Genomic DNA, 12,015 nt, shown 5'->3' on the forward strand with positions numbered 1-12,015 from the left:
ACGCTGCCGGTTTCGCCGAGGTTGCCGCCGTGCTTGGAGAGCAGGTGACGAATCTCGGCTACCGTGCGGTTTTTATTGTCGGTTACGGCCTCAATATAGATGGCGACTCCGCCGGGTCCGTATCCTTCATAAGTCACCTCTTCATAAGCCACACCGGGAAGCTCACCGGTTCCTTTTTTAATTGCGTTTTCAATATTTTTGGCCGGCATGTTGGCCGCTTTTGCAGCGGCAATAGCGGTGCGCAGCCTCGGATTCGCGTTTTCGTCCCCACCGCCGTTTTTCGCAGCGATGGTGATTTCCCGAATCAATCGCGTAAACAGGCGCCCTCTTTCGGCGTCCTTTGCCCCCTTTTTGCGCTTAATAGTTGCCCATTTGGAATGACCGGACATACTTCCTCCTCGAAATGTTCAAAGTCGCGAGCCGTTTTTGCACAATCGGTTCGGACCTGTCAGCAGATTTTTTCAGCGTCGGAATATATGAAAAAAAGATGCCGATTCCAAGTGAAATATCGGCCTAACTGATGAAAATGCTTGCGTTTGCAGAGGATTACGGCTTGGTTGGTTGAGTGATGCCTTTATCCGTTTCCAAATTTTTCTTTTTGATTTTGGAACGCACGACCCAGGCGTCCGTGAAGCCCATGGCGATTGCCTTTTCCTGCAAAAGAACGGCTTCGTAGCGCGATCGAAAGTCCCCCACACGTATTTTATAGTAAGGATCGTGAAACTCGCGATAGACTTGCTCATCAAAGCTCAGCACGGCATTGCGCAGTACGGCGCGGGCTTCTTCTTCATCCCGTGTCGATATCAGCTGCACGCGATAGCCTTCGATCTCTTCTTCATCGGCAGCAGCCGAGCCTTTGCCTGCCGACGCAAGCAGTTCCTCCGGCGTTACTTTGCGCACGGATGAAAAAGAGTTTTCGGCAGGCGCGGGGAAAGAAAAATCCGTGATGGTCAAGGGATCGAACGACTCGTCCTGAACCGTCGAAACCGGCTTTTCCGCCGCCGGTTGAACCTGAATCTCTTTCGAGGATGCACAGGCCAGCAGGATCATTCCGCAGACCCAAATACAAGATTGCCGCATTTTCATCCTTCTCCTGACTTTTCTCTAAAAGTTAGGCAACAGAATGAAAATAAGCAATACGATTTCCACGGCGAAATTGTGCTTGCATTTCACTTTTCGGAACCTTATGTTTTATTAGAAATCAGAGCGGGACGATGATCGCTGAAAACAACAAAATATCCTTGCAAATCCGATCAACTGCTCCGGCGACGCAGCGGAATGCTCGCCTGATTTGTCTGCATTCGACAAGGCCGGAAAGGCGACCTCATCTTCTACGCCTTTGACAAGCCCCCAAAAATCCTTATTTTTCCAACTGCAATTTGCAAATTTTCTAACCGGAGGGCCTGATGAAAGATAGAGCCGTTTCGTGGCAACAATTTGAAAAACGAAAATTTCCGCTCGTTGAGGTGGAAGAGCCCAATCTCCTCCGCGAAATCTTTCCCTATTCGGAAGTGCCCAAGACGATCTTTGACGGCGTCACGGTTGATGCAAGGCCGGCCGATGAAATTTGGATCACCGATACAACTTTTCGCGACGGCCAACAGGCGCGTACTCCCTTTACGGTAGAACAAATTTCTAGGCTTTTCGATCTCCTGCATCGTCTTTCGGGTCCGAACGGCATCATCAGACAATCCGAGTTTTTCATCTATTCGGCGCGCGACCGCGAGGCATTGGAAGAGGTTCGCAACAAGGGTTACAGATACCCCGAAGTGACGGCCTGGATTCGCGCCAACGCCAAAGATTTCGAATTGGTCAAGCAGGTCGGCCTCAAGGAAACGGGCATTTTGACTTCGATTTCGGACTATCATATCTTTCTCAAATTCAATAAAACGCGGCGACAGGTGCTCGATCAATTCATGTCGATCGTTCAGGCGGCTGCCGATGCCGGTCTGGAGACCGTTCGCTGCCATTTTGAGGACATTACGCGCGCGGACTTTTGGGGTACGGTCATGCCGTTCGCCGAAGAATTGATGCGTTTCTCGGCCAAAAGCGGCCTGCGCATCAAGCTGCGGTTGTGCGACACCATGGGTTACGGCCTTCCCTACCCCACGGCGGCCCTGCCGCGCTCGGTGCAGAAGATGATCTTTTATCTGCAGCGCGAACTTGGAATTCCTTCGGAAAATCTCGAATGGCACGGCCATAACGATTTCCACAAGGTGCACATCAACTCGGTGACGGCCTGGCTGTCCGGCTGCTCGGCGGTCAACGGCGCGCTTTTGGGGCTGGGCGAGCGGACCGGCAACTCGCCGATCGAAGCGCTGGCCATCGAATACGCTTCGCTGACCGGTTCGCCGAACGGTATGGATTTGAGCGCCATCACCGACATCGCCGAATATCTGCGCAGCATCGGCATGCAGATTCCGGCCAATTATCCCTTTGTCGGCGAACGGTTCAACGTGACTATGGCGGGCATCCATGCCGACGGCATGATCAAAAACGAAGAAATCTACAACATTTTCGATACGGCCAAGATTCTAAACCGGCCTTTGGGCGTCAGTATTACCGACCGCTCGGGCATCGCCGGCGTCGGCTTTTGGGTCAATCAACAGCTGGCCAAGATGGGCAAGCCGCCGGTCGACAAACGCAATCCCAAGATTGCCGCCATCTTTGAATGGATCGAAGAGGAATATGCTCAAGGCCGTATTACCAGCATCTCGCATGAAGAGATGATGGCTCAATTCAGGCTTCATTTCCCAGAGGTTTTCGATCATGAATGAAGCTGAAGCCGATCAGGAAGAGCAGCGCATTTCCAGACCGGAAGCTGTAGACAAGCTCTTTGTCTACGGCTCCTTGGCTCACGACGAAAACCTGCAGCTTTTGACGGGGCGAAAGTTTCCCTCCAAAGACGCGATTCTATTGAACCACCGCCGCATCGCGCCCAAGAACAGCTTTGCGTTTGCCGTCTACTGGCGCGGCTATTCGATGCGCGGACGGCTGCTTTTTTCCGTGCCGCCGGAGATTATCCGTAAATTGGACGAGTACGAGGGTGAAGGTCATCTCTACGTCCGGCGCCTTGGACTCGTTCGTTCTGGGAATGAAACGCACCGGGCATGGGTCTATCGCGGCAAGGTCAATGCGATCAAATCTTACATTAAAAAAGGCTACGAGGAGAGAGACCGAATCGAAGAATTTGTCGAAAAGAACGTTGCCCGCTACCTGGAGCAAAAGGCGGATCATTTCATCGGTTATGAACGGGAGCAGTTGGCCGTCAAGGTAACCAAAGAGCTCCTCTCCGAAGAGGTGCACAGTCTTTTGCGGCAGTATTTCCGCCAAGTCGGGCTGCCGTCGTTCATCATCAAGCACGAAATCGAAAAAGCGAGCATTCCCCGCCTCAATTGGCTTAAAGAAGACACAACGGCGCAGCGCTACGCCGACAATTACATGCGGCTGGCAATCGGATTTATGATCTTTAATCAGCTGGAAGAAAAGTTCCGCACCGACTATCGCAAGTACGTCAAGGTTTCCGACGCCTATTACATGCACACGCTTTCCGCCTTGATGGCGCTCAAACTTCTCGTTGACTACCATCAGAGCCTTGAGTCGGCATTGGCGCAGTTGGGCGTCGACCGCTGGGACCCCAACATGCTGTACAGCGATTATGCCGCCGCGGCGATTTTCATTGCCGATGAGCTCTACACTCGATCCAAACCCCAATACATCGTCGATTGGGTCAAGAGCAATCGGCATCCCGGCGCCGTGCCGATGGGCGCCGAATTAGAGTTTTCCAATCTGGGCTATAAAACCATCGGGGCACGGGCGCACGAAGATCCGCAGTTCGACGCATTTTATTATTTCTATGATTTCGATCTCATGCGGCGCGGCTGGAAGTTGGGAGCTCACGTTGACGATCACGGATTTCTGACCTCCGCCAACACCCGCACGCGCGGCTTTCTGGAATTGGCCTTCGGGCGTTATAAACTGCTCGGCGACGTTTCCAAGCCTGCTACGCAGGACGCCTGGGTACTGTCGCAGATCATCGACTTGGCAGTGCGGTTCGTCAACATTCGTCCGCACAGCCTCCATCTCAGCTACAGCGCCTCATCGCCCGATGACTTTCGACCGCTGGAGGATCTTGACCCTTACCTTTGTCTGCTGATCCTCGGCGGCGACCTGCGCGAAGACGACCACGGCATTCTGCGGGAAATGCGCATCTATCACGGCGAAATCCTTAGCCAGGAAGGCAGCGTCATTTTCTCGCGACTCAATCGTCATCATAAGCATCCCGAAGACTCTTCCTGGTCGTTCGTTATCGAGTATCAATTCCCGCGCTTGTATTATGATTATGATTATCAGCCGATCATTCTGGCCCTCAAAGGATTTCAGCTCAGCGTCAATCCGTATCCGTTGAAAGGCTGTCGACGCGTCGAGCAAGGCGGATACGGGCCGGCTGTTGAAAAGGCTTTAAAGAAATGGGCGCAGCATCCGACCGCCGTTTCACAAGGCAGCCTCGATCATTTTTTGGCGAAAATAGAAGAGGGCTTGTCCCGCGAAGCGGAGCTGCTGCAGAACGAAGCCTATCGGCGCTACTCCATGCGCATCCTGGCGCGCATCGAGGAAAGGCTGAAACGTCGAAACATGAGAATTGCTCAATACCATGAACAAAACAAAAGAGAAGCTGTTGCAGATTCTGCGTCGGAATTTTGACCAGACCGTGAAGCGCATCTGCAATCGTCTGCAAAAAATTCGGCCTTCGCATTACGAAATCATCGATTTCGAGCGGCATCAGGAACGGGAAGAAGAGTTCCTCAATTTGATCTGCAACGCCCTGGAAAAAGATGATTTGGATTCGCTGAAAAAGTATATGGCCGAATTGGCAAACATTCGTCACAACGAAGGCTATACGCTGGAAGAGGTGCAGAAGGCGCTGGACGCCATCGAAGAAGAGCTGTGGCAGACGATCAGCCGCAGCGGCGAACCCTGCGAAGAAATCGTTGCGATGCTGCACGAAATGAACCGGCTGATGGTCTGCATGCGTAATCAGTTTGCCGTCTCGTATGCCGCCAAGCAGGTCGACGTGCAGAAACGCATGGCCCGCCTCAAGGAACGCTTTTTCATCTACCGCCACGACCGCAAAGACCTCGAATCACAGAATCTCGAGTAACATTTAAATTTTAGTTTTTCTCTTGCGCTTTTTTTCCTATATTCGCGCGCAAATTCCGAAACCAGGGCACAAAGCTCTTTTTACCCATCTTGCGAGGTAACCATGAACGAAGAACTGATCGAAAAAGCAGCCCGCCATTTTGCCGATCTGGTGCGCTCGCAGTTGGAACGCGTCGAACGGATGAAGGCAGCCGAAGACTGGATCGATTATTCCAAGCTCAAACCGCTCATCATCGGTTTCTGTTGGGGGGACGGCATCGGACCGATCATCTCGCAGGAAACCGAGCGCGTTCTCCAAGTCCTTTTGGCGGATGAAATACGCAGCGGACGCGTTGAATTTCGCCGCATCGAAGGTTTGACCATCGAAAACCGCGTCAAGCACATGAAGGCGATTCCGGACGATGTGCTGGCCGAACTAAAGTCCTGCCACGTCATTCTCAAAGGTCCGACGACGACGCCGGAGAAAGGCGGTCCGTACCCCAATATCGAGAGCGCCAATGTAGCCATGAGACGCGAGCTCGATTTGTTCGCCAACGTGCGCCCGGTCAAGGTGCCGAAGGAAGGCATCGATTGGGTCTTTTTCCGCGAAAATACGGAAGGCGAATATGTGCTGGGCAGCCAAGGCATCATGGTCAGCGACGATGCGGCATTCGACTTTAAGGTCATTACCCGCCAAGGCTCGGAGCGCATCATACGCATGGCCTTTGAATATGCCAAGAAGAACGGCATCAACAACGTGACGGTCGTTACCAAGGCCAATGTCGTCAAGACGACCGACGGGTTGTTTCTGGAAGTCGCCGGTCAGGTGGCGAAAGACTATCCCGACATTTCCTGGGAAGGCTGGTATATCGACATTATGACCGCCAAGCTGATCGATCCCAAGCGCCGCACTCAGTTCCGCGTTCTGGTCATGCCGAATCTTTACGGCGACATTCTGACCGATGAGGCGGCGGAAATCCAAGGCGGCGTCGGTACGGCGGGCAGCGCCAACATCGGCAAGCGCTACGCCATGTTCGAGGCGATTCACGGCTCGGCGCCGCGCATGATCGAAGAGGGACGCGGCCAATATGCCGATCCCTCCAGCCTGATCAAGGCGGCGGCCATGATGCTCAATCACATCGGTTTTGTCGAAAAGGCGAAAAAGCTGGAGATGGCGCTGGAAATCTGCACCCAATTCGAGAAAAAGCTGGTCATCACCGGCCGCGACACCGGCGCCACCGGACGCGAATTTTGCGATTATATCCTCGAAACTTTGCAGGCAAAGGATTTGGAGGAAAAATACCGCGCTTTTATTGCCGGCTGAGTGCCGGGGTGTTGCGGGACAACAACACAGCGCCGCTGCGGCGCTCATCAACCCGCATACCCCATTAGCAAAGACATAGGGCAGCCGAATTTATCCGGCTGCCCTTTTTATTTCAAAAGAACGAGCTTTCGAACTAGGACACAGTGACCGGACTCCAAGCGATATAAATAAACGCCGCTGGGCAAGAGCGGGGCTTCCCACACGAGCTTGTATTCTCCGGCATCGAGAAAGGAATTGACTAGGGTCGCTGCTTCTCTGCCTAAAAGATCATAAACCCGCAGCGAGACTAGGCCGGCTTTAGGCATGGCAAAAACGATGGTCGTGGACTGGTTGAACGGATTGGGAAAATTTTGGTCCAAGCGAAAAGCCTGGGGTACATCACCCAAAGAGGACAAGGCGCTCAGTACCGCACCGGTCTGCGGCCAGAAACCGGATGCAACGGCATGGACCTCGCCACTGCCTCTGCCGACTATGGGTTGTCCAAGGGTACCCTGAAGTCGCCGGCTGCCGGTCAAAGCTGCGCCGCCGTTGCCGAACACGGAGAATTTGACGGCGTGCTGCGTCCAACCGAAAGCAGACAAAATGAACAGCAGAATAAAAAGCTTGCTCAATCTCACAAATCCTCCTACCGGCCGGCGCCGCTTTCGAGTCGTTCCAATCGCTGCTGCAGGCGCTCGATCGTCTGCTGCTGCTCTTTTACGGCTTCAATGAGAAGGGCCACGAGCCGTGCGTAATCGAGTGCTTGGACCTCGCCGTCGTTTGCATCCCGTGAAACCACCTCCGGAACAACTTCGGCAACCTCTTCGGCGATGAGACCGATGTCTTGTCGGCCGTCGGTCTTCCACTCGAACGCAACTCCCCGCAGACGCGCAACCTTGGCCATGGCATCTTGGAGCGGCTGAATGTTCGTCTTCCAACGCCGCGAGCTATAAGTGAGCCAAGCATCGGCAATCGGATCGGTCGGCGAGAATTGCTGCACAGTCAAAATATTGGCCGGGGTTGTCGTGCCGATGCCGACATTTCCGCCCTCTTTAACGACCAGCCTTGTATTTGCCGCGCCTCCTGGAGTCGCTTCGGTTAATGCGAAGTAGTTGCTCCCGTGGGCTCCGATCACCCAATTGCTGCCTCCGTCGGTGTCCTGAAACTCAATCCAAGGGCCTGACGAGCGCAAGGTCAGCAAATTGTTGGGCGTTGTCGTCCCGATGCCGACCTTGCCGCCGGTTTCGTACAACATCGAGTTTCCAATCGTTGTACCGGATGCAAATTTAGGGATGTAATTCGTGGAGCCGCCGCCTCCGATCCCGACAGCAGCCGGCTGCCAGGAACCCGTTCCCGAGGCATCTGAAGTCAGGACGTAGCCGTTGGCAGCTCCGGTCGGCATTTTAAGACCCGTCATTTGCACGGTTCCGGCAACATCCAGCTTTTGCGCGGGAATTGTGGTGCCGATGCCTACATTGCCGTCGTTATTGATCATCATTCTGACTTGATTGTCCGTGACGTTTGTAAAAAGAAGCCCGTTTGGATTGGAAGCGGACCGGATCAGCCAGTTTTCCACGCCGGCAGTAGAGGCATCCATACGAATTCCTGCGTAAGAGCCGTATAGATGAAGCAGCTCCTGCGGACTGGTCGTACCTATGCCTATTTTTCCTCCGGTCTCATAGATTGCAGAATTTCCAAGAGTTGCGGTTCCGGTAAATTTGGCAAGATAATTCGCGGTGCCGCTTCCTCCCATGCCGCCCGCAGCCTGCCATGTCCCGACACCCGACGCATCGGAGGTCAATACCAATCCTGCGGCGGCGCCGGTCGGCATCTTGAAGCCGTTCATTCTGACGGTTCCTGCAACGTCGAGCTTTTCCGATGGAGAGGTCGTGCCGATCCCGACAAAGCCGTTGCTCTTTTCCAAATGCATGAGAGTATTGGCGCCGCTGCGAAATTGGATATCATCGCCGCTTGCCAGCTCTGTCCCGCCAGTAGCGCCGTCGCTCCCAACCAAAAGCGCATTGGTCCCGCTAAGAGTCAGTAGGCTTGTAAATGCGCCGCCGCTTGAATTCTTCCAATAGAGCCCCACGTTATTTTCCAAATATACGTCGCCGCCGGCAATATGAAGTTTGGCGCTTGGATTGACGGTGCCGATGCCGACGTTGCCGGCGTTGTTTACAAAGACCACGTCAGTCGGGCTTCCGTCGGCGGCGTCGAGTGAATAGCCGTCCGGCACGGTAAAGCCGAGGTCGGTCGGTTGAATGGTGCCGTCCTGAATCATTGCCGAGGTGATCGAATTCGCCTGGCCTTGACGAACATACTTGTCGCTCAGGCGGGTTGTCCCCTCGTACAGATCGGCGGAGACGCCGGAGCGCCCGTAGTCATTGGCTGCGGAAAGGAAATCTGAAGCGTGGAGGCCGTCCAGCTTGTCCGCATCGACGGCGCGTACGGCGTTCGAAATCTTGCTTTGTGAAATTGCCGCCACTGGGGAAATATCCGCATCGACGATCTGCCCGTCGGTGATCTTGGCCGAGCTGACCGAGTTATCCTGCAGCATGGTCGAGCCAATCGAATTGCTCTGGCCCTCGTTTACATATTTGTCAGAGAGCTTGATGTTGCCTTCATAGAGGTCCTGAGCGACGCCGGCCCGACCGTAATCGTTGGCCGTCGAGAGAAAATCTGAGGCGTGCATGCCGTCCAGCTTGTCCGCATCGACGGCGCGTAGGGCGTTCGAAATCTTGTTTTGGGAAATTGCGGCGCTCGCAGAAATGTCCGCATCGACGATTTGCCCGTCGGCGATTTTAGCCGAGCTGACCGAATTGTCCTGCAGCATGGCTGAAGCGATCGAATTTGCCTGGCCTTCATTGACATACAAATTGTCGGTATAGGCGGTGTTCAACGAAACGGCGTCCTCGGATACAGAGATGCCGGTTCCGGCGCCCACGTTAAGGGTTGCTTCGCCGCTTTCACCGCCGCCGGTTAGTCCCGCTCCCGCAGTGACCGCCGTAATATCCCCGGCAGGCGGAAGCGGCTGCCATCGCCCGACGCCGGTCTCATCGCTGGTGAGAACCAGTCCTGAACCCGCACCGGTCGGCATTTTAAAGCCGGCCATCTGCACCGTGCCGGCTACGTCAAGTTTCTGCGCGGGCACCGTCGTGCCGACGCCGACGCGGCCTTGGCCGGTGATATTGAGCACATTGTCCACGCCGCCCAAACCGAGGGCAATAAAGTTGTCGGCATTTCCGTCACCCAGATAAGTGAAACCAAGCCAACCAAAATTACGCGCCGACTCTTCTTTTCCGAATCGCAGGCCGACGTTGTGCCAACCGGCGGCGCCGGGGCCCCAAATCCGCAGAGGATGAATCCATGTGCCGGCAAAAGAAGTGGTAAGGCTTAACAAATTGTTTTCAGCGCCGGCTATGCTCAGCGGCTCCGCAGGAGAGGTCGTGCCGATTCCCACCTTGCCATCGAGTTCATAGATCGCCGAATTTCCCAAGCTGTTCGGCGCAGTGAATTTGGCCAAATAGTTGGAAGCGCCGCTGCCTCCCATGCCGCCTGCAGGAGCCTGCCAGGTTCCCATGCCCGAGGCGTCGGATGTCAGCACGAGGCCGGAGGCGGCGCCGCTGGGCATCTTAAAGCCGGTCATCTGCACGGTTCCCGCCACGTCCAGCTTGTGCGCCGGATAAGTGCCGATGCCCACATTTCCGGTCTCAGATACCGTTATGCGGACGCCGCTGTTGTCCTTTAAGAGAAGATCGGCATTGTTCGTCGGCATGTACAGGTGCCACGTTTGATTGGCGCCGTAAAGCCCCACTCCGCACCAGCCTGCAGCAGCCGCCGATCGTTCGATCAACAGAAGGGCATTGCCGGCAGCAGAGTATACATGCAGTTTTTCCCTGGGATTTGTTTTGCCGATGCCCACCCTGCCTTCATTGTCTACATAAACCACATCAGCGGGAGAACCGTCCGCCGCATCGAGCGAGTGGCCGTCCGGAAGACCAAACGAGAGATCCAGCGTTTGAATCGTCCCGTCCTGAATCATAGCCGAGGTAATGCCTCCCTCGGCGACGGAAAGCTCGACTTGGCCGGACTCGCCGCCGCCGGTCAATCCGGCGCCGGCGCGGACAGCTGTAATATCGCCCTCGCCGCCGGCTGCTGCGGAAATGGTCAACGTATCGTTACGCGCCGTAATGGAAATGTTCGCTCCCGCCGCCAGCGTAACCTTGTCGGTCAAGGAGTTGATTTGCCGCACAACAGTACGGTCGGCAATCTTGACGGCAGTGATCGCACCGTCGGATACGCTTCGGCTGTTCAGGCTGTACGCGGAAGAGGTCAAGGGAATGCGCGGGATTAACTCCGGCTCATCATTGACCGAAATTCCCAGCCAATAAGGGCGATCGAAAGGGAGCTTGAGCGGATGTATGCTCCCCAAGACAGCATGAAAAACGCCGCCGATCGTCTGCAGAGAATGCGTCTCCGTCCATAGCGCCTCTGCTGCCGAGGAATCGGCATAGAGCTTGAAGGTCAGCCGAACGACCTGGTCCGCCGCTGCTTTTCCGGAAGCGTCCGTCAACAGCCCCTGATAGCTCATCGTTTCCGGAATTTGCGCCGAGAGGGAAAATGCCGCGCACAAATAGACCCAAATAAAGATCATCCGCTTCATGGCGTTTCTCCTTAAAAATTTATTTCGACAGATTGCGGATCACCAAAAGAAATTGAATGGGAGGGAACACACCATTGGTCCTCCCGCTTTTTATACTTGCTTTTCAGTAAAGATAGTTATCGGAGGCTGGAGTCGGATTCGGCAGGAAGATGAGGGAATTTCGCCTCTGAAATTCTCCTCAAGGTCTCCACCTTGTTCCGCGCCGAAGGAGTTTAATCAAGGCTCGTAAGAAGAGGAAACGCATGCTAATAAAAGATATAGCAAATGTTTTTGCATGTCAAGAAGAATATTCATGATGTATACGATTGTATCCAGGAAAAAGCTATAGAATCCGTGAGGTCAAGCGATAAGTGCAATAGTTATTCATGATTTTTTTAACTTTATTAGCTCCAAAGACTAACGAAATTAAGGAAAAAATTAAAGCTGAGGCACTTAACGAAATACAAGCGATTGACCTATGACCAGAAAGTGGAAATTGATGCACATCTAAAGATGGGCAGGACTCGTTCTCAAATTGCCGAGTTGAACGGCGTTAACAAATCTGCGGTCAACCGCAAGATCGCAAGAAACAGCAGACTGAAGGGTTACCGTAACAGGCAGGCGCACGAGAAAGCGCTCTCAAGACGCCGCGTAACCTATGACGAGCGACCGTTTGTGGATGATAAAAGAACAAGCACCGGCGGACTAGAAACTCGACACCATGATCAGCAAAAATCATCGGGGAGCCTTGATTACGATCGTTGAACGAAAAACCAGGCTCACGCTCATCGGGCGGCTCCCTCGCCGCGAGGCGGCCCTGCTTAAAAACGAATTGGCCGCCATGCTCTCCCCTTACAGAGGCAAAGTATTTACGATTACCGCCGACAACGGCAAAGAGAACTCGGAACCTCAGGAAATTCGCCCGACTGCT

Annotated in this window: 9 protein-coding genes; 5 read left to right on the top strand and 4 right to left on the bottom strand. The window is 54.2% G+C overall.

The window, feature by feature from the left end; translation table 11 throughout:
* On the bottom strand, positions 1-389 hold a 389-nt coding region (locus ONB24_05600; protein MDZ7315579.1), incomplete at its 3' end, for a YebC/PmpR family DNA-binding transcriptional regulator.
* Between the two features lie 157 nt (positions 390-546).
* On the bottom strand, positions 547-1,080 hold the full coding sequence (locus ONB24_05605; protein MDZ7315580.1) for an SPOR domain-containing protein: 534 nt from the start codon (positions 1,078-1,080) through the stop codon (positions 547-549).
* Between the two features lie 326 nt (positions 1,081-1,406).
* Here ONB24_05605 and ONB24_05610 point away from each other — a divergent pair, with 326 nt between their 5' ends.
* From ONB24_05610 to ONB24_05625, 4 genes are all read left to right on the top strand, one after another.
* On the top strand, positions 1,407-2,777 hold the full coding sequence (locus ONB24_05610; protein ID MDZ7315581.1) for a 2-isopropylmalate synthase: 1,371 nt from the start codon (positions 1,407-1,409) through the stop codon (positions 2,775-2,777).
* Positions 2,770-4,704: a gamma-glutamylcyclotransferase gene (locus tag ONB24_05615; GenBank protein MDZ7315582.1), complete on the top strand. Its 1,935-nt coding sequence runs from the start codon at positions 2,770-2,772 to the stop codon at positions 4,702-4,704. The genes ONB24_05610 and ONB24_05615 overlap by 8 nt, the downstream gene beginning before the upstream one ends.
* The gene (locus ONB24_05620; GenBank protein MDZ7315583.1) at positions 4,679-5,161 is read left to right on the top strand and encodes a hypothetical protein; all 483 of its coding nucleotides are present in this window, start codon (positions 4,679-4,681) and stop codon (positions 5,159-5,161) included. Before ONB24_05615 ends, ONB24_05620 begins: the two co-directional genes overlap by 26 nt.
* Positions 5,162-5,263: 102 nt before the next feature.
* A complete protein-coding gene (locus ONB24_05625; protein MDZ7315584.1) occupies positions 5,264-6,463 on the top strand; it encodes an isocitrate/isopropylmalate family dehydrogenase in 1,200 nt (399 codons plus the stop codon).
* A 107-nt stretch (positions 6,464-6,570) separates the two neighbouring features.
* On the opposite strand, the gene ONB24_05630 is transcribed toward ONB24_05625, so the two are convergent.
* Together ONB24_05630 and ONB24_05635 are read right to left on the bottom strand one after the other, a co-directional pair.
* Positions 6,571-7,080 carry a T9SS type A sorting domain-containing protein gene (locus ONB24_05630; GenBank protein ID MDZ7315585.1) on the bottom strand — a complete coding sequence of 170 codons (510 nt, stop codon included), beginning with the start codon at positions 7,078-7,080 and terminating at the stop codon, positions 6,571-6,573.
* Positions 7,081-7,088: 8 nt separating this feature from the next.
* Complete coding sequence (locus tag ONB24_05635; protein MDZ7315586.1) at positions 7,089-11,105, bottom strand: tail fiber domain-containing protein; 4,017 nt, start codon at positions 11,103-11,105, stop codon at positions 7,089-7,091.
* 700 nt (positions 11,106-11,805) lie between these two features.
* Here ONB24_05635 and ONB24_05640 point away from each other — a divergent pair.
* A partial coding sequence (locus ONB24_05640; protein ID MDZ7315587.1) for an IS30 family transposase occupies positions 11,806-12,015 on the top strand: 210 nt, incomplete at its 3' end.

The organism is candidate division KSB1 bacterium, assembly GCA_034505495.1.
Classification (GTDB): Bacteria; Zhuqueibacterota; Zhuqueibacteria; order Residuimicrobiales; family Krinioviventaceae; genus Fontimicrobium_A.

Excerpts from the sequence above, each read along its gene's own strand:
- ONB24_05615 (MDZ7315582.1), top strand. The coding sequence starts at position 2,770 with ATGAATGAAGCTGAAGCCGATCAGGAAGAGCAGCGCATTTCCAGACCG.
- ONB24_05610 (MDZ7315581.1), top strand. The coding sequence starts at position 1,407 with ATGAAAGATAGAGCCGTTTCGTGGCAACAATTTGAAAAACGAAAATTT.
- ONB24_05625 (MDZ7315584.1), top strand. The coding sequence starts at position 5,264 with ATGAACGAAGAACTGATCGAAAAAGCAGCCCGCCATTTTGCCGATCTG.
- ONB24_05635 (MDZ7315586.1), bottom strand. The coding sequence starts at position 11,105 with ATGAAGCGGATGATCTTTATTTGGGTCTATTTGTGCGCGGCATTTTCC.
- ONB24_05605 (MDZ7315580.1), bottom strand. The coding sequence starts at position 1,080 with ATGCGGCAATCTTGTATTTGGGTCTGCGGAATGATCCTGCTGGCCTGT.